22 protein-coding genes, 2 rRNA genes and 2 pseudogenes are annotated in these 25,070 nt (G+C 37.9%); 23 read left to right on the top strand and 3 right to left on the bottom strand.

The annotated features are described in order from the left end of the window. The 9 genes from FFM62_RS05110 to FFM62_RS05070 all read left to right on the top strand — a co-directional run. Positions 1-151, top strand: a 23S ribosomal RNA gene (locus FFM62_RS05110); the annotation flags it as partial. 78 nt (positions 152-229) lie between these two features. Continuing rightward, positions 230-346, top strand: a 5S ribosomal RNA gene (rrf, locus tag FFM62_RS05105). A gap of 285 nt (positions 347-631) precedes the next feature. Further along, complete coding sequence (gene metG, locus FFM62_RS05100) at positions 632-2,635, top strand: methionine--tRNA ligase (RefSeq protein WP_115471143.1); 2,004 nt, start codon at positions 632-634, stop codon at positions 2,633-2,635. Positions 2,636-2,730: 95 nt separating this feature from the next. Then, positions 2,731-4,680, top strand: a complete 1,950-nt coding sequence (locus tag FFM62_RS05095) for a cation:proton antiporter (RefSeq protein WP_115471142.1) — start codon at positions 2,731-2,733, stop codon at positions 4,678-4,680. Between the two features lie 358 nt (positions 4,681-5,038). After that, positions 5,039-5,860, top strand: a complete 822-nt coding sequence (locus FFM62_RS05090; RefSeq protein WP_115471141.1) for a TatD family hydrolase — start codon at positions 5,039-5,041, stop codon at positions 5,858-5,860. Then, positions 5,850-6,407 (top strand): ribonuclease M5, encoded by a 558-nt coding sequence (rnmV, locus tag FFM62_RS05085; protein WP_115471140.1) that lies wholly within the window; start codon positions 5,850-5,852, stop codon positions 6,405-6,407. Before FFM62_RS05090 ends, rnmV begins: the two co-directional genes overlap by 11 nt. After that, the gene (rsmA, locus tag FFM62_RS05080) at positions 6,407-7,303 is read left to right on the top strand and encodes a 16S rRNA (adenine(1518)-N(6)/adenine(1519)-N(6))-dimethyltransferase RsmA (protein ID WP_115471139.1); all 897 of its coding nucleotides are present in this window, start codon (positions 6,407-6,409) and stop codon (positions 7,301-7,303) included. The genes rnmV and rsmA overlap by 1 nt, the downstream gene beginning before the upstream one ends. Before the next feature lie 50 nt (positions 7,304-7,353). Continuing rightward, positions 7,354-8,730, top strand: a complete 1,377-nt coding sequence (locus tag FFM62_RS05075) for a hemolysin family protein (RefSeq protein ID WP_115471138.1) — start codon at positions 7,354-7,356, stop codon at positions 8,728-8,730. A 93-nt stretch (positions 8,731-8,823) separates the two neighbouring features. Further along, positions 8,824-10,182, top strand: coding sequence for a hemolysin family protein (locus FFM62_RS05070; protein ID WP_115471137.1), 1,359 nt, complete (start codon positions 8,824-8,826; stop codon positions 10,180-10,182). Between the two features lie 53 nt (positions 10,183-10,235). Here FFM62_RS05070 and FFM62_RS05065 read toward each other — a convergent pair whose 3' ends face one another. Beyond that, positions 10,236-10,469: a Veg family protein gene (locus FFM62_RS05065; protein WP_075268754.1), complete on the bottom strand. Its 234-nt coding sequence runs from the start codon at positions 10,467-10,469 to the stop codon at positions 10,236-10,238. Between the two features lie 316 nt (positions 10,470-10,785). Here FFM62_RS05065 and FFM62_RS05060 point away from each other — a divergent pair, with 316 nt between their 5' ends. From FFM62_RS05060 to FFM62_RS05005, 12 genes are all read left to right on the top strand, one after another. Then, complete coding sequence (locus FFM62_RS05060; RefSeq protein ID WP_115471136.1) at positions 10,786-11,259, top strand: deoxycytidylate deaminase; 474 nt, start codon at positions 10,786-10,788, stop codon at positions 11,257-11,259. A 22-nt stretch (positions 11,260-11,281) separates the two neighbouring features. Continuing rightward, positions 11,282-12,238: a thymidylate synthase gene (locus tag FFM62_RS05055; RefSeq protein WP_115471135.1), complete on the top strand. Its 957-nt coding sequence runs from the start codon at positions 11,282-11,284 to the stop codon at positions 12,236-12,238. Positions 12,239-12,425: 187 nt separating this feature from the next. Continuing rightward, entirely contained in the window at positions 12,426-13,781 is a 1,356-nt protein-coding gene (locus FFM62_RS05050; RefSeq protein ID WP_115471134.1) for an LCP family protein, read from the top strand. A 232-nt stretch (positions 13,782-14,013) separates the two neighbouring features. Next, on the top strand, positions 14,014-14,946 hold the full coding sequence (locus FFM62_RS05045) for a phosphate/phosphite/phosphonate ABC transporter substrate-binding protein (protein WP_115471133.1): 933 nt from the start codon (positions 14,014-14,016) through the stop codon (positions 14,944-14,946). A gap of 121 nt (positions 14,947-15,067) precedes the next feature. Next, the gene (phnC, locus tag FFM62_RS05040; protein WP_115471145.1) at positions 15,068-15,832 is read left to right on the top strand and encodes a phosphonate ABC transporter ATP-binding protein; all 765 of its coding nucleotides are present in this window, start codon (positions 15,068-15,070) and stop codon (positions 15,830-15,832) included. Between the two features lie 3 nt (positions 15,833-15,835). After that, positions 15,836-16,618, top strand: coding sequence for a phosphonate ABC transporter, permease protein PhnE (gene phnE / locus FFM62_RS05035; protein ID WP_115471132.1), 783 nt, complete (start codon positions 15,836-15,838; stop codon positions 16,616-16,618). After that, positions 16,618-17,412: a phosphonate ABC transporter, permease protein PhnE gene (phnE, locus tag FFM62_RS05030; RefSeq protein WP_115471131.1), complete on the top strand. Its 795-nt coding sequence runs from the start codon at positions 16,618-16,620 to the stop codon at positions 17,410-17,412. The genes phnE (FFM62_RS05035) and phnE (FFM62_RS05030) overlap by 1 nt, the downstream gene beginning before the upstream one ends. Positions 17,413-17,489: 77 nt before the next feature. Beyond that, positions 17,490-19,043 (top strand): bifunctional metallophosphatase/5'-nucleotidase, encoded by a 1,554-nt coding sequence (locus tag FFM62_RS05025; RefSeq protein WP_115471130.1) that lies wholly within the window; start codon positions 17,490-17,492, stop codon positions 19,041-19,043. Positions 19,044-19,203: 160 nt separating this feature from the next. Further along, the gene (locus FFM62_RS05020; protein ID WP_115471129.1) at positions 19,204-19,848 is read left to right on the top strand and encodes a FusB/FusC family EF-G-binding protein; all 645 of its coding nucleotides are present in this window, start codon (positions 19,204-19,206) and stop codon (positions 19,846-19,848) included. Between the two features lie 140 nt (positions 19,849-19,988). Then, on the top strand, positions 19,989-20,255 hold the full coding sequence (locus tag FFM62_RS05015; protein WP_115471128.1) for a hypothetical protein: 267 nt from the start codon (positions 19,989-19,991) through the stop codon (positions 20,253-20,255). A gap of 48 nt (positions 20,256-20,303) precedes the next feature. Next, positions 20,304-20,675, top strand: a complete 372-nt coding sequence (locus FFM62_RS05010) for a hypothetical protein (protein ID WP_115471127.1) — start codon at positions 20,304-20,306, stop codon at positions 20,673-20,675. A 144-nt stretch (positions 20,676-20,819) separates the two neighbouring features. Further along, positions 20,820-21,542, top strand: coding sequence for an SDR family NAD(P)-dependent oxidoreductase (locus FFM62_RS05005; RefSeq protein ID WP_115471126.1), 723 nt, complete (start codon positions 20,820-20,822; stop codon positions 21,540-21,542). Positions 21,543-21,686: 144 nt separating this feature from the next. Here FFM62_RS05005 and FFM62_RS10530 read toward each other — a convergent pair. Together FFM62_RS10530 and FFM62_RS04985 are read right to left on the bottom strand one after the other, a co-directional pair. Further along, a pseudogene (locus tag FFM62_RS10530) lies at positions 21,687-22,631 on the bottom strand (IS30 family transposase). Between the two features lie 713 nt (positions 22,632-23,344). Further along, positions 23,345-23,840: pseudogene (locus FFM62_RS04985) on the bottom strand (tyrosine-type recombinase/integrase). A gap of 79 nt (positions 23,841-23,919) precedes the next feature. On the opposite strand from FFM62_RS04985, the gene FFM62_RS04980 reads away from it, so the two are divergent. Both FFM62_RS04980 and FFM62_RS04975 read left to right on the top strand, forming a co-directional pair. Then, positions 23,920-24,177 (top strand): type II toxin-antitoxin system Phd/YefM family antitoxin, encoded by a 258-nt coding sequence (locus FFM62_RS04980; RefSeq protein ID WP_240005917.1) that lies wholly within the window; start codon positions 23,920-23,922, stop codon positions 24,175-24,177. Further along, on the top strand, positions 24,170-24,484 hold the full coding sequence (locus tag FFM62_RS04975; RefSeq protein WP_174855241.1) for a Txe/YoeB family addiction module toxin: 315 nt from the start codon (positions 24,170-24,172) through the stop codon (positions 24,482-24,484). Before FFM62_RS04980 ends, FFM62_RS04975 begins: the two co-directional genes overlap by 8 nt. The last annotated feature ends 586 nt before the right edge of the window (positions 24,485-25,070 follow it).

Below are 25,070 nucleotides of genomic sequence, written 5' to 3'. Positions count from 1 at the left end.
AAGCATCTAAGTGTGAAACTCGCCTCGAGATGAGATTTCCCATTCAGAAATGAAGTAAGACCCCTCAGAGATGATGAGGTAGATAGGCTAGAAGTGGACATGTGGTGACACATGGAGCGGACTAGTACTAATGGTTCGAGGACTTAACCAAGTAGCAAGTGGTGTAAGGCAAGAAAAATAAGTAATTATGATTCAGTTTTGAGGGAACTAAGTTCACTCAATAAAAACGTGTCGTGATGATGGCACTGAGGTCACACCTGTTCCCATACCGAACACAGTAGTTAAGCTCAGTAGCGCCAAAAGTAGTTGGAGGATCGCCTCCTGCGAGGATAGGACATCGCGATGCAATTGGAAGTAGCTCACAGTAAAATGTGAGCTACTTTTTTGTTTATAAATAAAATTCGACGATACTATTTGATACACTTATGCATATCCTTTATTAGAAGTGAATTACTTTGTAGCCGCTTTATGCATTTAATTCGTCATTATGAATAGAATTGAGATCTATTACGATTTCAATTCCGATTTTTCTGCGAGAAGTTTCAATCTTTGCTATAATTGTTCTCAGACAAACAATATAGATACTAAATTAACATCTTACTCATTTGTAGGATGGGAGGTAAAACGGAACATGGCAGAAGAGAAAAATACTTTTTATATTACGACACCAATCTACTATCCATCTGGTAAATTGCATATTGGTAATACCTACACGACAGTGCTTGCGGATGCCGCAGCGCGTTATCACCGCTTGTTAAACGAAGATGTATATTTCCTAACAGGTACTGATGAACATGGTCTAAAGATCGAACAAAAAGCAGAAAAGCTAAATGTTTCACCAAAGGAATATGTCGATCAAATGGCTGCTGACATCAAACAGTTGTGGGCGGATCTAGAAATCAGTAATGATGGCTTTATCCGAACAACTGATGATTATCATGAAAAAGCTGTTCAAAAGATTTTCCAAAAGTTCTTAGATCAAGGTGATATTTACAAGGGTCAATATGAAGGTTGGTATTCAGTTGATGATGAAGAGTACTTTACAGAATCACAGTTAGCTGAAGTATATCGTGATGATGACGGTGTTGTCATTGGTGGAAAAGCCCCTTCTGGTCATGAAGTTGAACTAGTACAAGAAGAATCATACTTCTTTAATATGAGCAAGTATGCTGACTGGTTGCTGAACTACTACAAGACGCATCCTAACTTTATTCAACCAGCTTCTCGTATGAACGAGATGATTAAAAACTTTATTGAACCTGGCTTGGAAGATTTAGCTGTTACACGTACGGCATTTAATTGGGGTGTTCCTGTAGCTTCAGATCCAGACCACGTTATTTATGTGTGGATTGATGCATTGTCTAACTACATTACTAAGTTAGGTTACATGTCAGAAGACACAACGATGTTTGATAAATATTGGCCAGCTAACGTGCATTTAGTTGGTAAAGAAATCGTTCGTTTCCATACGATTTACTGGCCAATTATGCTACATGCATTGGGATTAGAATTACCAGAAACAATTGTTGGTCACGGCTGGTTAACGATGCGTGACGGTAAGATGTCAAAGTCTAAGGGAAATGTGGTTTATCCTGATACATTGGCAAATCGCTATGGTATTGATGCAGTGCGTTATTACTTGCTTCGTGCCATGCCATTTGGAAATGATGGTATTTTTACCCCAGAAGACTTTGTTTCAAAGCTAAATTACGATTTAGCTAATGATTTGGGTAATTTGTTGAATCGTACTGTCGCTATGATTAACAAGTACGAAGGTGGTGTGATTCCTGAATTAAAGACAGGATTAACTGATTTTGACCGCGAGCTAGTGCAAACAGCTCAGGATACAATTGCAACGTATAATGCTAATATGCAATCAATGCACACAGCAGATGCTTTGGCATCAATTTGGCAGTTAATTTCACGTGCTAATAAGTATATTGATGAAACAACACCATGGACGTTAGCCAAAGATGATAGTAAAGCAGATGTCTTGGCTTCCGTTATGGCACACTTAGCTGCTGCGCTTCGTGTCGTTGCTACTCTATTACAACCAATTTTGACACAGGCACCACATAAGATTTTTGAACAATTAGGTTTGTCAGATTCTAATGTTCAAATTGCTGACTTACAATTTGAAGACTTGCCTACAGGTGGTAAGGTAGTTGCTAAGGGACAACCTATTTTCCCTCGTGTTGATGTTGATGCAGAAGTTGCTTACATTCGTGATAACATGACAGGAAATGGTGGTAAGCAAACTCGTTCAACTACTAACCCTAAAGCCCCAAAGAAGATCACAACTAAGGATGAAATCGTCTTTGATGACTTTGAAAAGGTTGAGTTACGTGTTGCTGAGATTAAAGAAGTTTCTGCAGTTGAAAAGTCTAATAAGCTATTACGGTTTAAGTTAGATGATGGTTCAGCTGATGGACGTACAATTTTGTCAGGAATTAAAAAATTCTATCCAGAATACGGCGAATTAGTTGGTAAGAAAGTTGCTTATGTCGCTAACTTGAAGCCACGTAAGTTGATGGGTGAATTATCTGAAGGTATGCTGCTTTCAGCAGAAAAGGATGGTAAGGTAACCTTATCAATCTTGCCAGATGAAGTTGTCGCTGGTGCAGAATTAGGATAATTATTTAATCATATTTAATGAGCAAAAGGATTGAGAATTTTTCTCAATCTTTTTTTATTAAAATGTGTACGGAATCCAAGAAATAGGAGATTTTTATGGCAACATTTTATGCCTTAGCGTACGTTTGTATCACGATTATTTTGGCTAACTTTTTGACACAGGCTTTTCCAAAAATACCACAAGCTTTATGGCAAATTGTTGGTGGTATTTTATTAGCAAGTTTACCGGTAGCTAATCGATTCGCAATCACGTTAGATCCAGAATGGTTTATGATGTTAGTTATTGCACCGTTATTGTTTTATGAAGGCCAACGGACGCAAGCTAACTTGATTTCAAAGCATTTTCGTTCGATTATTGGACTAGCGGGTGTTTTGGCAGTCTTAACAGTCGTTGTATTAATGGTATTTGGTCACGTAGCCATCGGTTGGGCATTACCGTTTTCACTAGCCTTGGCAGCGATTGTAACACCAACTGATGCTACGGCGCTTGAGTCAGTGACAAGTGGATTGGATATGCCAAAGGAAATTAAAAGGTCACTGAGCTTAGAGTCGTTATTTAATGATGCCACTGGATTGGTAATCTTAGAACTAGCAGTTCTTTGGATGAATACGGGGGAATTTTCTTTCCTGCATGGCTTTGGTGAGTTCTTAATTGTTGCACTAGGCGGTGTTATTGCTGGTGGTGTAGCTGGTTTTATCTTTATATATCTACGCCAACATTTATTGAAAGCAGAGTATGATGACACAGTTGCTCACGTGTTGATATATTTTATTGCGCCAATTGTCGTTTTTGGGGTTGCAGAGCATATTTTTGGCGTCTCAGGAATTATTGCCGTTGTTGTGATGGGTGTGATGTCGAATGTTGAACAGCAACAAACCCAATTTATGGCACCAAGGTTGAATCATTTGACCCTACAATTAACGGATATTATTGCGCAGCTTTTAAATGGGTTAGTTTTCGTATTACTAGGGACGTCTTTGGTTAAAGTTGCAAAAGAGTATATTTTACAACCAGTAAGAACGTGGCTGGCCCTTATTGGTATGGGCTTAGCGCTGTATGCTGTGATGACAGCCTTTAGATACCTTGCACGTCGATACAATGATCGTCGCCATAATAAAATAAATACAAAGTTAGATAGTTTTGTATTTGCTATTGGTGGTGTCCATGGTGCAGTTACCATGTCTATGGCATTTTCGTTGCCTATTACATTAAGTCATGATGTTGCTTTTACTGAAAGGAATGACTTACTACTGATTGCATCGACAGTTATTATTTTGAGTTTATTAGTACCAGTAATTTTACTACCGAAATTATTGAAACGATCAGCACCTACATTTGATGAATCGGCATATTTCGAAGCTCATACAAACATGGTCAATGCAGCGATTGCTTACGTGAGTGATACTGAATTTTCTGAAAATACAAAACATCACGTTATGAAGCAGCTACAAGACCAGCTTGGGTATGGAGACTTGCAGATAGATAAAACTGAACGTAAGCGAGCTTATCGTACATTATTTGAAGTTGCAGATAATGCGATGGCAACCGCAATCAATCAGGGAGAAGTTTCTGATCAAGCATTAGCTTTATATAACCGTATGCAGTCACTACAAAATGGATTTGGTAAAATTGGTAAGCAACGTTTTAAAATTTGGCAAGGGATCATTAAGCGATTGTTTAAACATAAGTCTATTAATAGCCGTAGATTGCGCACTTACAGCCATAGTGAATCTGTGGATGAAGTTATTACCATCATGAATACAGCAATGACAGACTATATCCATCATCTACCAAAAGAAGCAGACAATCCACGTCAGATGATTGCCTTACGAAATGCTTATACGCAGCAACAAGCGATGCTCCAAAATCAAAAGTCAAATTCAGTAGAGCAGCAACGTGTTTTGTTGGATGCATTCCAAGCTGAATTAAAGTATATTCAAGATCAGCGCTCTAAAGGAGAAAGTAATCAAAACTTGTTAAAAACTTTGTACGATGAAGTTGTTAATGCAGAGGCAATTACATTAGCAAATAATATTGAAGAATAGATGGTTGGGACAAAATAAATATTCCAACTTTTTTGCTAAAAATGCATTGATTATAAGTCTATAAATTTTATAGCATAAACGCGTTCCAAAAGTCTGAATCCTCAATGTAACGCGATTTACGACATTCTTGTCCGGCCAAAAATGACGCAAATAACGTTACACACCGGCTTCAAAGCGACTTTTGTCTCGCTCTCTATAAAAACATAAATTATTATGTTGTGAGATTAACTGCCGTGTTATGCTTAATATACTGGTATGAATGAGCTTTTTGGTATTTTTAAAAGACATTTGCTAAAATAATAAAGACTCAAATCAAATAAATAATAAAAAATAAAGTAATGATAATAGAGGAGCAAAAATGGCAATTTATAATTCCGGTAATCGACCATCAGATGGCTATGATACGCATACGCATTTGAATGACGATACATTCTGGCATGATGTACCTGCTTATGAGGCACGTGCACGTGAGTTTCGAATCGTTGAAATGAATATTGTGGGGTATGATGCAGAATCAAATGAACGTGCTATTCAATTAGCACGTGAATTTCAAGATATGCATGCCATTATTGGTTGGCAACCTGAAGATATTTCAGAAATTAATGATGCAAGATTAGCCGTTTACCGTCAACAACTACAAGATGATAATGTTATTGGTGTCGGTGAAACCGGATTAGATTACTATTGGGATGATAATCCATCAGCAGCTAATCAAAAGCAGGCTTTCCGTCAACAATTAGCGTTAGCCCATGAATTCAAATTACCTGTCACAGTTCACACACGCAGCGCAATGAACGATACGTATGATCTATTAAAGGAAGCGCACGTTGAAGAATTTGGTGGTGTCATGCATTCATTTACGGGTACGCCAGCGGAAGCAAAACAGTTTCTTGATCTAGGTATGTATATTTCATTCTCAGGTATTGCAACATTTAAAAATGCTAAGGATGTTCAAGAGACTGTAAAATCAATTCCTTTGGATAGATTGTTAGTTGAGACAGATGCACCTTATTTGGCACCAACTCCTATGCGTGGTAAGCCTAATGAGCCAATGTATGTCCATTACATAATTGCACACATCGCAGAGTTGTTAGGCAAAACATACAATGAAATTGCCGAAATTACGACAGAAAATGCACGACGACTATGGCATTTAGATCAACAGATTAATGAAGATTAAGGAAGTTATTATTGTCGAAGGACGTGCCGATACCGAAGCACTACGGCATGCAGTGAGTGCTGATACGATTGAAACTAATGGATCTGCATTGGGTGAGCAAACCATAGCAGCTATTAAGCAGGCAGCAGTCACTAGAGGTGTGATCATATTTACTGATCCCGATTTTAATGGTGAACGGTTGCGGAAATTAATTAGTGAATTTGTTCCTGATGCAAAACATGCTTTTTTGACCAAAGATGAAGCGGGACGCCAAATCAAACATCATAGTCTTGGCATTGAGTATGCGACGCCATCAGTTTTACGTGATGCGCTACAATCGGTTTATACTGCTGAAACGGTTACTGCAAAGTCTGATATTACGTTAGCAGATTTACGACGCTTAGGTTTGATTGCTGGTCATGATGCGGCTAAAAGGCGTGAACATGTGGCTGAAGTGATGGGATTAGGATACGTTAACGGTAAACAATTAATGAATCGATTGACAATGTTTGGCATCAAAAAACAAGCCTTGTTAGAGGTTCTGCAAGAATTAGATGAGGAAAAATAATGACAGATGTACCAGATATTGCGACGCCGATGCGTACGCAAGCCATTATGAATAGTTTTGGCATTAATACAAGAAAATCTTTGGGTCAAAATTTTTTGACGGATATTAAGATATTAAAGAATATTGTCACAGCTGGGGATGTCCAACTAACTGACAATGTGATTGAAATTGGTCCAGGTATTGGCGCGTTAACGGAACAATTAGCGCGGTCGGCCAAACAAGTCGTGGCATTTGAAATTGATGATCGTTTAATGCCAGTTTTGGAACATACCATGGCGCCTTATGATAATGTGACTGTGATCAACCAGGACATTTTGTCAGTTGATTTGGAGACGGCCATTCAAGAGCATTTTAGTGATCCTGATGCACCCTTGAAATTAGTTGCGAATTTACCGTACTATATTACAACACCAATTTTGATGCAGGTGTTACAATCAAATGTACAATTTGCAAATATTGTGGTTATGATGCAAAAAGAAGTTGCTAGTCGTTTGTCAGCCGAAGTTGGCACAAAAGACTATGGCGCCCTAACTTTGGCAGTGCAGTACCGTGTTGATGCGACATTAGCATTCACAGTTTCACGGACAGCCTTTATTCCTAATCCAAATGTGGACTCAGCGATCGTTTCTTTGACACCACGTGAGCCATTAGAAGTCTTACCACATAATGAGAAACAACTATTTAAATTATTTAAGGTAGGTTTCACGATGCGTCGTAAGACACTATGGAATAATTTGATTACTGCTTTTGGTAAGGATGATGAGATGAAGGCAAGGTTAACGGAGGCGCTAACTGATGTTGACTTGGATCCACGAATTCGAGCAGAAAAATTATCATTAGAAAAATTTATCGATTTACATAATGCTTTAGTAAAAACAGGTGTGTACAGTAAGTAGTTGTTTTTGGTATAATCATAACTAGTACTAATTTTGAAAGAAGGTATATCATGGATTCCGGTCCGTCTATTATCACTAACTTGGTGATTATTTTAATTATTTTGCTGTTAGCGGTTTTGTTCACTTTAACGGAGTATTCGTTAGTGAAAGTGCGTCCAAGTTCTTTGCGTGCGATGCAAGAGGCACGTGAGAAGCCTTCACCTAAAATATCTCACGCGTTGAACATGTTGGATCATCTATCAGAGTATCTATCAACAGCGCAAGTCGGTATTACATTGACATCATTGATTTTAGGTTGGTTAGGTGAAGATTTTATTGCCACCCTGATTATTAATGCCGAGATATTGCCAGCTGCGATTGCCCACAGTGTGGCATCAATAGCAGCTATTTTGATTTTTACGTTTATCCATGCGGTGTTTACGGATTTGGTTCCTAAGAACATTGCCATTGATCAACCTGTCAAGATGCTATTGGCAATCGTCCGTCCAGTGATGTTTTTCCACGTCATTTTATATCCATTAATTTGGTTATTTGATCGTGCTGCCGCATTCTTTACAAAAATGTTGGGGTTCAGTACTCATCCTGATGAAGATATTTATTCAGAGGCTGAAATTTTATCTCTATCAAGGGATGCTGCTGACGCTGGTGAGCTTGATGAAGAAGATTTGACTTTCATGAAGCGTGCCTTTGCGATGAATGATAAAGAAGCCATTGATATTATGATTGACCGAACACAATTAACAGTTGTTAATGTGACGGATTCTATTTCAGATGCCTTGAACTTGTATTTGGAAGAAAAATTTTCAAGAATGCCGGTCGTTGCAGATAATGACAAGGATAAGATTCTTGGTTATGTCTTCTCTTATGACTTGGTTCGTCAGGGACGGATTAGTCCTGATGTTTCTATCCGAACGGTTTTGCGTAACTTGCCAGTCGTTTCTGAAACGCAACCAATTACAGATGTGTTGCAAGAAATGATTGAACATCGTGCGCCAATCGTTGTTGTTAAAGATGAATTTGGTGGAACTTCAGGTATCGTTACTGATAAGGACATTTATGAAGAATTATTTGGCTCAGTTCGTGATGAAGTGGATGATGTTGCCGATGATCTAGTTGAAAAACTAGGATCAGATGATGATGGTAACATGCACTATAAAATATCTGGTAAAATGACGCTATACGATTTTGAGCGTTTCTTTAAAACAGAAATTAAATCTTTCGAAAACTCAGAAAAGGTTACTTTGACAGGATATGTATTGGATGAATATCCAAACTTCCAAGTTGGACAAGCTATCCGCATTGCAAATTTTGAAATTACCGCACTTGATTTTAAAGATGCTTACATTGAAGAATTTGAAGTAGTTGATTTGCCGGTTGAGCATATCGAAGAGGACGAAGAGGTCAATGAAAAGGCAGTATATGATTAGTTGACTAATTCATAAAACGCTCGATAATTATCGGGTGTTTTTTTGCTATAATGTGCGTTATAAATAAACTATATTCGAAAGTAGGAAATTAATTTGAGTGAAGGAAGATTAATCCTATCAATCATAGTGATCATTTTAGTGTTAATGTTTGCAGCGTTGTGTGTTTCGGCAGAGTTTGCTTTAGTAAAGGTTCGTCGCAGTGCATTGGTGGAGTTACAAGAAAAACGTGACCGACCATCACGTAAAATTTCGACGACGATTCACATGGTTGATAATTTAAATGAGTATCTATCAACAACACAGGTCGGTATTACGGTTACCGGTTTAGTATTAGGTTGGATGGGTGAAGAAACAATTGCCCACTTATTACTGGCTGGTGGTGTTTTAAAGGAAATGACGGGTCCTAGTGCGGCCGCCATTGCTTCGATTGTGGCGTTGGTTTTGTTGACCTATATTGAAGTGGTTCTGACTGAGTTAGTGCCAAAGAACGTATCCATTGAATTCCCAGTTAAGGTTGCTTTGTTTGTCTCGGGACCTTTACGTTTTTTCCACGTCATTTTCTATCCATTTGTTTGGTTGTTGAATAAATCAGCAACGGGTGTTACGCATCTAATGGGGTTGCGAACAGCATCCGAAGAAAATGAAGTCTATTCAGAAGCGGAGATTTTGAGCTTATCACGTAATGCGGCTAGGCTCGGACAGCTACAAAATGAAGACTATGTCTTTATGGAACGTGCCTTTGAAATGAATGATAAAGTTGTCAATGATATTATGATTGACCGAACGCAGTTATTTGTTGTGGACGTCAGAGATAGTGTTAATGATGCTTTACATGCTTATTTTGAGACGAAACATTCACGCTTTCCGGTAGTAGCGGATGGTGATAAGGATAAAATTTTGGGTTACGTGTTTAACTACGATATTATGCGTCAGACAGAAGTGGATCGGCAGACGCCGGTTCGTAAGATTATTCGTAATATGCCTAATGTACCTGAAAACATGCCAATTCAAGAGGTTTTGCAGTTAATGATTTCAAAACGAACCCCTATGATTGTTGTAAAGGATGAATATGGTGGAACATCTGGTATTGTGACCGATAAAGATATCTACGAAGAATTGTTTGGTTCCGTTCGTGATGAAGTAGACTGGGTCGTGGATGATTTAGTTGAAAAACTAGGTTCGGATGATAAACAACAGATGCATTATAAAATATCTGGAAAAATGACAGTTTATGATTTTGAACGCTACTTTAAAACAGATATTCGCGCGTTTGATAAATCAGATATGGTCACGTTGACAGGATTTGTTATTGAACAATTCCCTGAAATAAGAGCTGGAGAAACATTACAACTGGAAAACTTCGAGCTGACACCACTTGATTATGAAGCAGCATATATTAATGCATTTGAAGTGGTACGTCTAGTTAAAGAAGATAGTACGTTAACAGAATAAATAAAAAACGTTAGCCATAATGATAAGCTCATTGTGACTAACGTTTTTTTATATTATGCAAAATCGATTTCAATGTTTTCAGTTAAAACATCGGTATAACTAAATGAAGCGCGATCAAATTCGTGACCATCTTGTTCTAAATCAAGAACAAAGACTGAACGGAAGGTATCACGAACGATTGCTTGGTGTTCAATGGTGCGGTGACGACTTTCATGGGTTGTTAAAGTCACTGGTTCACCGATATGTGCATCTAATTGTTGCTTAATTTCTGCTAATGCTGCAGGCATAAGAACTCCTCTCATGGGGCACCCCCATAGCCAGCGACAAATGAAATCGCTGCGTGTTTTTTGCCTAAAATTGGACAAAGTAAGTTTAATTTAATTTTACCATAAATAAAGTTTTAAATCAATTATGTCGGTGTTAGCTATTTGCAACAATGATTTTTTAAATTTGATAGACTTATTCTGGTAATTTTGGTACAAAAATTGTATATACCAAAGTGCAGAGTGTTTTTAATTATTTGAAAAAATTCAAGACTTTTCTTTAAGTTCTATCCTTGATAATATTAGGAACAACTAAGACAGACTAAGAGGGGTCTTTAAAATGCAAGACAAACGAATAACTTGGGAAAAATATTTTATGTTACAAGCAATTATGCTAGCAGCCCGTAGTACTTGCACCCGCCTTCATGTGGGAGCTGTAGTTGTTAAAGATGGCCGTATTATTGCTAGTGGATATAATGGCTCAGTTTCAGGGACACCACATTGTACAGAGGTTGGCGATTTAGTAGTGGACGGACATTGTATTCGTGCAGTCCATGCTGAACAAAACGCATTAATGCAACTTGCTAAGATGGGTATTAGCGCTGATGGTGCACAGGTTTTTGTAACAGATTTTCCATGTGTACATTGCACAAAACTACTCTTACAAGCAGGGATTACAAAAATTAATTATTTGCGAAACTATCATAATGATGATTTTGTCGCGAATTTATTACAGGATAAAAACGTTGCAATTGAACAAGTCGTTGCGACAAAGGCCGACCTACAAAAAATTGATTTTGCCGCTTATCTATAGCAGAAAGGTCACGGAGACTAATATGAGTAAGAATGAACAAGGCTATTTAGATTTAGCACAGGATATATTAGATAATGGTGCTGTAAAAGGGGATCGAACAGGAACAGGTACACGTTCCGTTTTCGGTCGTCAGGTACGTTTTGATATGAGTGAAGGTTTCCCGTTGCTAACGACAAAACGTGTGCCCTTTGGGTTAATTAAAAGTGAGCTATTATGGTTTTTACGTGGTGATACAAATATCAAATTTTTATTGGAACATAAGAATCATATTTGGGACGAGTGGGCGTTTAAAAATTGGGTCGAATCAGCAGATTACGATGGTCCCGATATGACTGACTTCGGTCGTCGCTCATTAGTAGATGAGACGTTTAAAGCACAGTATGATAAACAACATGCTGTATTTGTTGACCGTATTTTAAATGATGATGAATTTGCACAAAAGTATGGTGAGTTGGGGGATGTTTATGGTGCACAATGGCGACACTGGCGCCGTGTCCAAGGCGGTTTTATTGATCAAATTAAAGATGTAATCGAACAAATCAAAATAAATCCTAATTCCCGACGTTTGATTGTCACAGCTTGGAACCCAGAGGATGTTCCCACCCAAGCACTGCCACCCTGCCATACTTTATTCCAGTTTTATGTTGCAGATGGTAAGTTAAGCTTACAATTATATCAACGGTCAGCGGATGTTTTCTTAGGAGTACCATTTAACATTGCTTCATATTCACTGCTATTACACATGGTTGCAGCTCAGACGGGGTTGGAACCCGGTGAGTTTGTGCATACTTTTGGTGATACACATATTTATTCAAATCATATTGAACAAGTGACGGAGCAATTACAACGTGAGATGCGGCCTTTACCAACGATTACGCTGAATCCAGAAGTTAAGGACATTGCAGAATATACGATGGCGGACATTAAAATTAATGACTACGACCCACATGCTAGTATTAAAGCACCAGTCGCGGTCTAGTCGTATAAATTATCACAAACTACTTAATTTTGATTATAGATTGTACATATTAGATTTTAAATTATGGTAAGATATATGAGTTGCTATAAGCTTTTTCAAAGAAATCTTTTATAAAATCAAAAAGATTAATTTTTGAGCAAGATAATATGGCATTAATCAATTATTGAAGTTAAGAGAGGAGATGCTCATGGATAATGAGCCACAAACTCGATCGGCTCGTCGTGAAGCTGAGACTAAACAGAATAAGCGTAAAAAACGCGAGGGTGGCCCAAGAAACCTTAAAGGCTTAACGCCAGGGGGTGGTAACCATGGTCCGCGTCCGCGTAAAAAACACCCTATTCGTAATGCCATCCTATTTGTGATAGCGTTACTTGTTTTAGCAGCTGGAGTGATGTTTGGTATTGCTTATAGTAATACTAAAAATGCGATTGATAGCTCCTTTGAAGGAACCGGGTTAACTAAAACACGTAATGTATCTAAGGTTATTAAAAAAGGAAAGCCATTTTCAATCCTATTGCTAGGTACTGATACAGGGGAATTAGATCGAAATTATAAAGGTCGTACTGACTCATTGATGTTAGTTACTGTTAATCCGAAAAAGGAAAAGGTAACGATTATGTCATTGCCTCGTGATTCAGTTATTGCCCCAATTGGATATGAAAATCAATTCCCACAAAAGCTGAATTCAGCTTATGAGTATGGTTCAGCCAAAACAACTATCAAAACAATTCAAAAATGGTTAAATGTCCCTATTGATTACTATGCGTTAGTTAATATGAATGGGTTAGAGAAGGTTATTGACCAATTAGGTGGTGTGAAAGTGAAGTCACCACTAACATTCGGTTATAATCCATATACTGCTCATAATGATGGTGAGATTATCTATAACTTTAAAAAGAATTCATCTACTTATACACTAAATAAGAATGGTTCTACGAAGACATACTCGAAAATGGATGGTGCCGCCGCACTAGCATTCTCTCGTATGAGATATGATGATCCACAAGGTGACTACGGTCGCCAAGCACGTCAGCGTTTGGTATTACAATCTATTGTGGATAAGGCCAAAAGTAACCCGACAAAGCTAGTGAACCAAAAGTTCTTGAGTACAATTTCTGATTCTACAAAGACAGATTTGACCTTTGGTGATATGTTAACCGTTGCCTCAAAGTATTTGAGTGCGGCGAAAACGATTAAGACTGATAATGCACAAGGAACTTCAGTTGCATTAACTTCGGGTTCTTCAGAGTTAATTACCCAAAGTGAGAAACAGCGTGTTACCAATACTTTGCGTTCATCATTGGGATTGAAGCATAAAAAAACAGGAACACTATATGGTGGTAATGTTCCTGAATCATTACTGTCAGCTAATGGACTACCATCAGATAATACATCCTCGTCAACGTCAACTGATACTGATAGTACGTATGGTACAACATCATCAGATAGTACCTATGGAACAACAACAGATGGCACATACGATGGTACTGATACCACTGGTGGCGGCGCCGATTATTACGGTGATGCCGGTGTTGGCTATTAAATTTAAAATCACTCAAAGCAGTAAACGAAATATTCGTTTACTGCTTTTTTTATGTAAATTGCACAAAAATCGAACATTAAATAAATGAAATGAAATTTAATTCTTTATTTTTAAAATTAAGTGAACGATTAAAACTATTGACGTATTTATCGTTCGTTGTTATTATTTAAGTGACCTTTAAGAAATCGTATGCACAGGTATACAAGACAAACATTTAAGGAGTACATAGGGCATGTTTAAGAGACTTGTTGCAGGAGCCACAGTTGCTATGTTAGCAACGACGGTCGTATCAGCTGTTCCAGCACTATCAGTCGATGCGGCATCAAAGAAAGTTGATTTGAAAGAATTGAATGTACAATTCGTACCTTCATCCCAAGCAGATACAATTCAAGCCAAAGCAAAGCCATTGGAGAAGTTGTTGAAGAAGGAATTAGGTATTCCAGTTCACGTAACAATTTCAACTGATTACAATACAGTTGTTGAAGCAATGGGTTCAGGCAAGGTCGATATGGGATTCTTACCACCAGATCCATATGTACAGGCCCACAAGCAATACGGTGCTAAGGTGATTTTGCAATCACAACGTTACGGTATTAACGATAAGAAAAATGATGGTTCTGATACAGATAAGCTCGTTGATTATTATCGTGCATTAGTCGTTGTGAAGAAGGACTCGGGTATTAAGAATGTTAAGGACTTGAAGGGCAAGAAGATTGCCGTCCAAAACCCCACTTCTGATGCTGGCTACATCTTCCCAGTTGTTGATTTGAAGAAGAAGGGCATGAATGTTGTCAAAAATTCGGATTTGGTAACTGTTAAAGGGCATGATCAAGGTGTGATTTCAGTTGTTAATGGTGATACTGATGCCGCATTTGTTTTCGATGATGCGCGTAACTTAGTTAAGGAAGATAATCCAGATGTCTTTAAAGATACCCGTGTGTTAAAGTACACAACCAAGATTCCAAATGACACAATTACTTTACGTAAAGGTGTTTCAAAGGCTGACTCAAAGACTATCCAGAAGGCTATGATTAAAGTTTCAAAGACTGATAAGGGTAAGAAGGTCATGAAAGATGTCTATAGCTGGGCAGGTGTTACAAAATCAAAAGACTCAAACTTTGATACGGTTCGTAAGTACCAAAACAAGGTTGAAGATATTAAGTAATCGTATACAACAGCATTTCTGAAAGTGAGGCTTGTCATACAATGATGCTATGGCGAGCCTTGTTTTATACATATTTTAAAATATATTGTTGTGAGGCTATATAAGATTGGATGGCAAAGGTATGAGTAGTGGTGTAGGCACCATCAAAATTAATGATGTATCAAAGATTTATCCTAATGGAACAGTTGGATTAGATCATATCAATTTGGATATAAAATCAGGTGAATTTGTTGTCATAGTTGGTTTATCTGGGGCTGGTAAAAGTACATTGCTGAGGACAATTAATCGACTACACGATGTTAGTGAAGGTGAAATTTTACTTGATGATGTTGATATTACCAAGTCTAAGGGAAAAGAATTACGCCAACAACGTCGTAATATTGCCATGATATTCCAAAATTTTAATCTGGTAAAAAGAGCAACGGTTGCTCGCAATGTTTTAGCTGGTCGAGTGGGCTATTACTCGACGTTTAGAAGTACGTTTGGCTTATTTTCTAAGGAAGATAAAGAGAAAGCGGCTGCTAATTTGGAACGTGTGAACATGTTGGATAAATATTACACACGAGCTGATGAATTATCAGGTGGGCAACAACAACGTGTGGCAATCGCCCGCTCGATGATGCAGTCACCTAATGTTGTGTTAGCTGACGAGCCAATCGCGTCATTGGATCCCAAGACCACTAAGATGGTGATGGATGACTTGCAGCATTTGAATGATATGGGCATGACGGTTGTTGTCAATTTACATAGTGTGGAGTTAGCGATGGCATATGCAACACGGATTGTTGGGTTGCGTGATGGTAAATTAGTGTATGACAAGCCAATTGATGCAGTAAGTGCGGATGACTTTGATGGTATCTACGCTGAAACAGGGGATGAGGAGTAGGATATGAACGCAACTTTACCTGAACGCCAATTCAGTGAAAAGTGGCATGTTAAGGGCATTTTATCTGTCCTCCTATTTGTCTTAATTTTTATTGGATCAGGCTATAATACTGGTGCTACTGCCAACTTTAGTTGGGATCAATTTTGGGATTTACTGATTCGGATGATTCATCCAGATTGGACATTTGTTTCAGCCATTATTACACCAATTGCTGAAACGATTCAGATGGCTTTAGTTGGGACTTTGCTAGGAACGATTATCGCTATACCATTTAGTTTGTTAGCCGCACGAAATATTGTGAAAAATACGTATTTACGCGGGATTATTCGTTTCTTTTTAAATTTAGTACGTGCACTACCCGACCTATTGTTAGCGGCTGTATTTGTTGCCATTGTTGGTATCGGACCAATGGCTGGAGTCGGTGCATTGACTATCTTTAGTTTTGGTATGATTTCTAAGTTGTTTTATGAAGCTATTGAAACAATTGATGATGGTCCCATTGAAGCCTTAACGTCAGTTGGTGCCAATGGTGTCCAAAAAATTGTTTTTGCGGTTATTCCGCAAGTTATGAATCAATTCTTAAGTTATTTCCTTTATACATTGGAAATCAATGTGCGTGCTTCAACAGTTCTAGGTTATCTAGGAGCTGGTGGTGTTGGTTTGTATTTGGATCAAACATTGTCACTATTCCGTTACGATCGGACAGCCGTAGTGATTTTAGCTATTTTGGTTGTTGTTATTATCGTTGACGGTATTTCTAATCGACTACGGGAGGCGTTGGCATAATGCAAAGAATTCAACGAAATCCGTGGCAAAAATATGGTCCATGGATGATAGCAATCTTAGTGGTACTACTATTTGTCTGGGCTTTTTTAGGCATTCCACTATCAACAGTTAAACCCCAAGCGATGCAGGTAACTAAATCCATTATTCACGGACTTTTCCATCCAGATTGGTCATATGTGTATTCTGGTGATGGTGAAGATTTGATCAGTGCGTTGGTTGAAACGTTAGCAATCGCTTTCTTGGGAACCTTTATTTCGGCTATATTAACGTTGCCATTTGCGTTTTTAGCTGCTCGTACAAAGAAGGGGCTCTTTACGCCACGCTCAACAATTGGTAAGCTGATTTTAACAATTATCCGTGTCTTTCCAGAAATTGTTTTGGCAATTATGTTTATCAAAGCTGTCGGACCTGGTGCTTATGCGGGTGTCTTAGCCGTATCAATTCATTCAATCGGGATGTTAGGAAAGCTATTCTCGGAAGCCATTGAAAATATTGATCGAGGTCCTAATGAAGCTATTGTGGCTGCGGGGGGTTCAGCATTAGATGGCTTAACTTTAGCAACGATTCCAGCAGTTATGCCAGAATTTATGAATTACACGCTTTACCGTTTTGAGATTGCGGTGCGTTCTGCAGCTATTCTAGGAATTGTTGGTGCTGGTGGTATTGGTGCGCCATTGATTTTCGCTTTGCAAACCCGTCAGTGGCCAAAGGTTGGTATTATCCTTTTGGGAATTATCGTGATGGTTACCGTTATTGATTTCTTATCTGGGCAATTACGTAAGCGTTTAGTTTAATGAACATATCACTATACGAATGATGGAAGCTGGCACACGTTGTGGTACCAGCTTTTTTTAATAAAAAGGAGAAAAATATGCAATTATCAATATTGTCAACGTCAGATATTCATGGGCATATACGAGCCGATGATTTTCGGCGGCCATTATTAAATGACAGCTTAGGATTATCACGGGCAGCATCCGTCATTGCAGACTATCAGCAACAAGCAAAGTTAGCTGGCGATATTTCCTTAACCATTGAAAATGGCGATTTTATTCAAGGCTCACCATTAGCTAACTATATTGAAAAAGTTGCGACTGACCAGACAGATATTTATCAGGAATTGGCGGATGCTATTTCATATGATGTCCGCATTCTCGGTAACCATGAGTTTAATTTTGGACGCGCTTATATTGAAAAAGTGTTTGCTCAGACCCCAAATTTATTGAATGCTAATATTTTGGATGAAACGACCCAACAGCCATTCGTGGGTCAGCCATATAAGATTTTTGAACGGCAAGGCGTCAAAATTGGTGTTATTGGTCTAACAACACAATACATTCCACACTGGGAACAGCCTGCACATATTCAAGGGCTGACTTTTGCTGATCCAGTCACTGTTGCCCAGAGGTATATTTCTAAAATACGTTCACAGGTTGATGTATTAGTATTGGCATATCATGGTGGCTTTGCCGAAGACTTAAAGACTGGTAAGCCATTAGAGCGCATTACCTCGGAAAATCAGGGCTATCAATTATTACAGTTAGCAGGAGTTGATGCACTTGTAACAGGTCATCAACATCGCGAAATTGCTGAGGTGGTTCACGGAGTACCAACAACTCAGCCAGGCTATCGTGGCGACCATGTAGGGTTGATGACACTAACGCTGGATGAGAGGAAACATCGTACGGCGGCCACAGCAGAATTATTAGCAACAGGCGACGAACCTGAACGTGGTGATATTGTTGCAATGATTGATCCACTACAAGAGAAGGTAAACCAATGGTTGGATACGCCGGTCGGTCAGGTTGGTGATAATATGCAGGTGACAAATCATTTTAAGGCGCGTTCACATAATCATCCGTTTATTGAGTTAGTTAATCGTGTGCAAATGTCAGCAACTAATACGACGATTGCGAATACGGCCTTATTTAATGATGAGGTACGTGGATTAGGTAATGCAGTGACACAACGTGATATTATGACCAATTATATTTTTCCTAATACCTTAGTAGTAGAAAAATTAACGGGGCAAGATATTAAAGATGCTTTAGAAGTAAATGCGCGCTATTTCCAACTATCAGCGGATGGGGATTTGATGATTAATCCATTGTTCACTAACCCTAAGGTACAGCATTATAATTATGATGTTTGGAGTGGGATTGATTATACCTTTGATATCCATCAACCAATGGGTCAACGTGTCATTAAAGTTGAAAAAGATGGTCAACCCCTGGATATGACCGCAACTTATGAAGTGGCGATGAATAATTATCGTGCTGGTGGTGCTGGAAATTTCCCGATGTTTTCACCAGATAAAATTGTGCGTGAGGTGCAACGTGAAACACCAGATTTGATTGCCGAGTATATTATGGATCATCCTGAAATTCATATTGCACAACCGACGAATTTAACGGTTATATTCTAAATTGCTTTTCTCTAGGGAGTTTGATAGACTAAGACGACCCTAGGAGGTGATAAGATGATACGTTTAGTATCTTCTAGTGACGCGGTTAACATTTGTTGACTGAATCACTAGAAACTTTCTTTCTAATGATTCCGATCGGAAGAAACGAAAGGAAATAAAAATGACATTAACTATGCAGCCCTATCAATACATGAAAATCAATGAAATTGTGTATAACTTAGTTCATCAATATCAAGCGGTGAATGATTTAAGTACTGTTGCAGCCTTACAAGAATTAGCAGCAGAGGAAATTCATGAAACAGTACCGGGAAATCATCCAGAAATTGATCAATTATTGACAAATATTATGGACCGTCACTTGCGTCACCGGGCAACTGAAAAGATGGTTCGAGAATTGAAGCCATTTGTTATACCATTTGTTGAACCTAATAAAAAGCAAATCGCACAGGTCTTTCGCAAAACGAAAAAATTAACATTGCCTGATTTGACGGTGGTTGATTGGCGCGATTATACATTCTTTGCTTGGAATGATATTGCAACACAACGTAAGTATATCTTGTATTATGAGGATGAACAGCTACTGGGACTTGTGGGCGATGTTTCAAGTCCAGTTGTTAAAGGATATTGCGCTATTTGTCATCATGAAGAAAATGTGTCGATGTTCTTGGCGTTAAATAAACGTCGGGGAGACGGCCGATATACGAAGAAGGGGAATTATATTTGTGTAGATAGTTTACAGTGTAATCGTAATTTACATGAACGGGATTTCTTTGATAAATTTGTGACGACAATTAAAAAACAGTAACAGTTAATACTTTAGTAGAGAGCTGCGAGTTTACCGGTTAAAAAGGTAGGTTCGGGGCTCTTTTTATATTCAAATCCAGTTAAAAAGTAGGATTTACGATACAATCAACATCATAAGTAGTAAAAAATTAAGGGGGTTATATGTTTAGGCAGGATCTCAGGAAATATTTGTTGGAATATACGGCCAAACATCCAAATATGACGGATGACGAAACCCATTTGGTGAATGAAGTGATTACGCAATCAAATGCACAAAAAACTTCTCAAGAGAAGGAAATACTTGTTATTATCAACACTTTGCGGCAACTATCTTATCAGAAACAATTATCACAAGATGGCAGGCGCCTTCTAACAAAGCTACAACGTAAACAATGGATATGGTCAATTTTTAATGCTTTTCAATTCTAAAAGTAAGCATTAATGAGTATGTTATACTACGGGGATGGAGGAATTATATTGAAAAAGTTAGATGAATTTTTTAAACAACATCCTTTTTATTATTCGTTCGGCATATCGATTGGGGTAATTGTACTGCAAACCTTGGTTAACATTATTCAACATCGTCCAATGTTTGATGAAATTGGATCAATACTTTATGGTATTGGTATTATTTTGTTTTCGTTGCTAATTGCTAGGCTCACTCACCGTGTATATGTTCGTTTTGGGGCTGCGTTCATAATCAATTTTGCTTATTTTAGTATTCAAACGCTTGTTGATGGTAGCTATGTCAATTACACCTCTTTTATTGTGACAGGTGGCGTGGCTATTTTAATGGCTCTTTTGATGCTTTTGTTGATGTATTCATTCGAGAAGGCATATAAAAAGTAAAAACTTGAATTATGAATTTTTATATAAATAATGTTAGATTAATAATAAGGGGAGAGCTTTTTGTGCATTATGGTAAGTCAATTTGTTGTAATAATTTGATTTACATTGAGATACAAAAATAAGATATACTTGGGGGAAAATAATATGGCAAATGGCGTACAGGATAAAGTTGCAGTTATTACTGGTGGTTCATCAGGAATCGGTTTGGCAATTGCACAAAAATTTGTTCAAGAAGGTGCTGTAGCAGTTTCGGCTGATATTAATGCACCAGAAGATTCAGCAATTGATTTTGTTCAGACAGATGTGACGGATAGTGCTTCTTTAAAGTCACTAGTTGAAAAGGTTGTTGCTAAATATCAGCATATTGATATTCTAGTTGCTAATGCTGGTGTTGCCGAGAAAAAAGCACCTGTTTCTGAGTTAGATGAAGATAATTGGCAAAAGGTCATTAACATTGATTTGACTGGTGTTGTTTTATCAAACAAATACATTGTGCAACAAATGGAGAAACAAACTAGTGGTGGCAGTGTCATCAATATGAGCTCTATTTTAGGTGTTGTCGGTGGGGCAAAGTCACAAGCCTATTCAGCAGCTAAGGCTGGGGTTGCGAACTACACCAAGTCACAGGCTGTTACTTATGCCGCACAGGGGATCCGCTTTAATGCAGTGGCACCAGGCTATGTTAATACACCGTTACTGAAAACCTTACCTAAGGAAACAACTGATTCGATGGTAGGTAAAATGCCAATCGGCCGTTTAGCTGAACCAGATGAGATTGCGAATGTCGTTGCTTTCTTAGCCAGTGATGAGGCTTCAATCGTTACTGGTGCATTGATCAATGCAGATGGCGGTTATACTGCACAATAATTAAATTAGTTCATAACAAAACGCTCCGGTCTAAAAAAATAGATGGTGAACTGAACCCCGTAAGTTTTGGAAATTACTCCAACTTACGGGGTTCAGTTCAACTTCCCGTTGTGGTGACGGGGAGTTTTTTTGTGCCTTAAATTATCAATTCAAGTGGAACACCTGTGATAAATAATATTCATTAGCCGACTGCCAGCCAAAGATTTTAAGTGGTCGGTTGTTTATTTGCTTTACCATTAATTGAATATAGTCATCTGAATAATTTTCCATTGCTATTCCTTTAGGAATATGTTCCCTAACTAAGCCATTAGTATTTTCATTTGTTCCTCGTTGCCATGGAGCATGAGGATCTGGGAAATAAAACTCAACGTTAAATGCATTTGTAGTCTGTTTGTTTGCACTGAACTCTTTTCTACGATAGGAAGTAACTGTTTTAATTTCATTACTTGAAATCTGCAAAAAAATATATTTGATGAATTCCATAACATCTTGCGTTCATTTTGATGCAGCCTTACGTGCTTTTAAAAGTCTAGTTTTACGATCCATCGGAGTAACTAATAGTTGACCGCCAGTTTTTCCAACGATTGTGTCTAATGCCCAGTCGCCAATACGCAGACTTTCATGAATAGTATGCGCATTGGGCAATTTATCACGACGGCGACTCCTGGTCTTCCCACGATGTCGCAATTGACGTGCTATTCCGCAAGTACCATGATTTTTCTTGATCATCAAATTATTTCGATAGATACTTCTATAGATTGTGTTATAACTAATAAATTTGTACCTGCATCCACGGAAAGTCTTCCGGCAATTTGCTCTGGTGACCAGTGTTTTTCTTGAGTATTACTAATTATTTCCAGATGCAACAACTCGTCATCTAGCTTTCGCTTACGATGTGAATTTTTCCGATTAGGATGCATGAGTCGTCTCAGTTTGATAATTAATAGCAGTACATCGATGAATTTCTCTAGATATCGTTGGGACAGAGCGGTGTAAGTTCAAGGAAATTTGGCGCATTGACAGATGTTCTTGCAGCATTTCTTCTATACGTCCGCGATCAAATGCGGTAAGCTGTGTGTAATGATTCATTGCGAAACTTTGTATTCTGTATGTTCTAGACAAACTACATTCCTCGCTGGTTCGCAATGAATCAGTTTTTATTTATCTTTGTGTTCCACCTCAAGTGTAAGTTCACCACATAAAAAAGCTCCCTAGGTGGCACTAGTGAGCTTTAAAGAACTTATTGTTAATCTACATATATTATAACATGTCATGTTATTGGTTGTTCAGTAAGTATTTATCTGAACAATTTTACATATTTTAACTGGTAGTTGATTTTTGATTTATCGTTACAAGATGTCGAACATTCCTATTATTATTTGTCTAACAGAGGGGTACAAAAACATAAATCATAAAAAATGAATGCTTATAAAGCTTGCCATAGCAGGGCTAAAAAATGTTTTAAGATATTTGCCATAAAATTTGGAGTGAACAAATTTTTGGTAATTATTATATTTACTATACTAGTAAATATAAAAAGGCGAAATGCTATTAACATTTCGCTTCTGTGAGCCTAAAACCGATTTCTAGCTAGTAGGATTTACGTTTTTAACAGCCTACAAACGTCAGCTCACTGGTAAGCCCCGAGATGGTAAACATAAGATTACTATCTACAAACCTAAGACTGCTCACTTTACCCCTACTAGAATAGTAACATATGTTGTTTAATATGAGGATTGTTAGCTAGTTCCAAATATATTTCTATTCAAGTCGATATTATCTAATATGGCCTCAGTGATTGCTTAGTAGAGGCCCAGATAGGATTCACTATTATGGTTTAACAAGTGCATGACTAAGCCAATATTGTAGTTTGATTGGATATAGACACGGTAAGCACGAGTTTTACGCACGGTGTGTGTACCTAAGTAATTGATATTCAGTAAATCACCAACTTTATGCATGATCTTATAGAATTGTTTTTCAGTGATATGTTGGTTAGGATGTTGTGTTAGCCACTATTGGTACTGGATTAAATCATTTCGAATAGGTTTTAAGTAAAAGGTATTGGCTTTACTGTTTTTGATCGTGAATAAAAGCCGTCTGTTTCACAGCACCGTCAGGATTAAAAATGTCTCGTTGTTTGAGATGTATGACATCACTGACTCGTAGGATCGTGGCTTTGCCGACTTGAAAAATCGTGTAATTACGCCGACCAGCCTCGAAACTGTCTAATAGGGTATTTTGGACGTTTTTTAGGACGTTGGTATCTTTGATGGGGAGGACGATTTGTTGAACCATGAGAAACTTCTTTTTGACGTACGTTATCACGTACGTTATACTTGTAATAAGAATAAAGCTAAGAAAAGAGGCGGTTGTTATGGATATGATCACACCAACTAAAGCAAGAACCAACCTGTTTTCGTTGATTAAAGAAACGAATCGAGATTCAGCACCGATCTTTATTTCAGGTGCCGATACCAGTAAGAGTGCCGTATTAATTGGTAAAAAAGACTATGATGCCTTGCAAGAGACGTTGGCATTATTTATGAATGGCCAAATGCCCACTGCTTTTAGCCGTGAAGAGGATGAGTCAATTGATTTAGACACGATGATTGCCGAGATCGATAATGAGTGATTGGCATATCAAGATCAAGAAATCAGCAAAGGGTGATTTGAAAAAGGCCCTCAAAAGTCCGTTACGGTCATCTTTTGAAGAGATCGTTACCGTGTTACAAACGGATCCTTATTTAGCGATTCAGTCGTTTGAAAAATTGACACCACCAGCTGCTGGTTATTATTCACGTCGAATCAATGGGCAGCACCGGGTCGTTTATAAAATTAATAACGAGCAAAAAATAGTCGAGATTTATTCCTGTTGGGCCCATTATGAAAGTGGCTCATTAGAGATGAAAGGTAAGTCATCGGCACGCCAAAACAAGTAGTTATTAAATAGGGTAACATAAAAATAACCCCCATTAACGATCATCATGTTAATGGGGGTTGTTTTATTCGTGTTTAGAAGGGGCGATTACTCCAGAATAGCTCCTCGTTTTCAAACGATCATGACAGATTAAGCTACTTTTTATAAACTTATGCATAAATTACGAATTTTCTTAGTTAATATAATTGTTAGACTATTTATGGATTTTACAAATTAGTGTTGTTTCCCTTTTGGAAAATAGACGAAACAGCAAATCATTGAAACTATATCAGTTATGTTTAATATAAAGTATCCTAAACTACGCCATTGAGGGTCTAGGATAATCTCAAGAATGGTAGCAAGAATGAAAATGCCTAGTGAGATCCAAAACTTATTTGTTCGACTCATGCGATCTCCTTTGTGAAAAATGCAAGTACACTGATTGTTGCAATAATAGCCAATGCAAAATTTATATAACTACTTAAAATAATGATGCTGTAACGCCAATCAATTATATACAATTCTCCTGTTTCTATAACGCTAGGGTATCGTATTTAAGGGATAATCTGCAAATCATGATAGACAATTCGATGTTATGTATGGGTGAA

It is taken from the genome of Weissella thailandensis (assembly GCF_005405465.1).
Classification (GTDB): Bacteria; Bacillota; Bacilli; order Lactobacillales; family Lactobacillaceae; genus Weissella; species Weissella thailandensis.
The sequence above is the reverse complement of the archived record's forward strand: the minus strand, read 5'-3'. Positions and strand labels throughout refer to the sequence as shown.

Coding starts and splice junctions, on each gene's coding strand:
- metG (WP_115471143.1), top strand. CDS start 632: ATGGCAGAAGAGAAAAATACTTTTTATATTACGACACCAATCTACTAT.
- FFM62_RS05095 (WP_115471142.1), top strand. CDS start 2,731: ATGGCAACATTTTATGCCTTAGCGTACGTTTGTATCACGATTATTTTG.
- FFM62_RS05090 (WP_115471141.1), top strand. CDS start 5,039: ATGGCAATTTATAATTCCGGTAATCGACCATCAGATGGCTATGATACG.
- rnmV (WP_115471140.1), top strand. CDS start 5,850: ATGAAGATTAAGGAAGTTATTATTGTCGAAGGACGTGCCGATACCGAA.
- rsmA (WP_115471139.1), top strand. CDS start 6,407: ATGACAGATGTACCAGATATTGCGACGCCGATGCGTACGCAAGCCATT.
- FFM62_RS05075 (WP_115471138.1), top strand. CDS start 7,354: ATGGATTCCGGTCCGTCTATTATCACTAACTTGGTGATTATTTTAATT.
- FFM62_RS05065 (WP_075268754.1), bottom strand. CDS start 10,469: ATGCCTGCAGCATTAGCAGAAATTAAGCAACAATTAGATGCACATATC.
- FFM62_RS05060 (WP_115471136.1), top strand. CDS start 10,786: ATGCAAGACAAACGAATAACTTGGGAAAAATATTTTATGTTACAAGCA.
- FFM62_RS05055 (WP_115471135.1), top strand. CDS start 11,282: ATGAGTAAGAATGAACAAGGCTATTTAGATTTAGCACAGGATATATTA.
- FFM62_RS05050 (WP_115471134.1), top strand. CDS start 12,426: ATGGATAATGAGCCACAAACTCGATCGGCTCGTCGTGAAGCTGAGACT.
- FFM62_RS05045 (WP_115471133.1), top strand. CDS start 14,014: ATGTTTAAGAGACTTGTTGCAGGAGCCACAGTTGCTATGTTAGCAACG.
- phnC (WP_115471145.1), top strand. CDS start 15,068: ATGAGTAGTGGTGTAGGCACCATCAAAATTAATGATGTATCAAAGATT.
- phnE (WP_115471132.1), top strand. CDS start 15,836: ATGAACGCAACTTTACCTGAACGCCAATTCAGTGAAAAGTGGCATGTT.
- phnE (WP_115471131.1), top strand. CDS start 16,618: ATGCAAAGAATTCAACGAAATCCGTGGCAAAAATATGGTCCATGGATG.
- FFM62_RS05025 (WP_115471130.1), top strand. CDS start 17,490: ATGCAATTATCAATATTGTCAACGTCAGATATTCATGGGCATATACGA.
- FFM62_RS05020 (WP_115471129.1), top strand. CDS start 19,204: ATGACATTAACTATGCAGCCCTATCAATACATGAAAATCAATGAAATT.
- FFM62_RS05015 (WP_115471128.1), top strand. CDS start 19,989: ATGTTTAGGCAGGATCTCAGGAAATATTTGTTGGAATATACGGCCAAA.
- FFM62_RS05005 (WP_115471126.1), top strand. CDS start 20,820: ATGGCAAATGGCGTACAGGATAAAGTTGCAGTTATTACTGGTGGTTCA.
- FFM62_RS04980 (WP_240005917.1), top strand. CDS start 23,920: ATGGATATGATCACACCAACTAAAGCAAGAACCAACCTGTTTTCGTTG.
- FFM62_RS04975 (WP_174855241.1), top strand. CDS start 24,170: ATGAGTGATTGGCATATCAAGATCAAGAAATCAGCAAAGGGTGATTTG.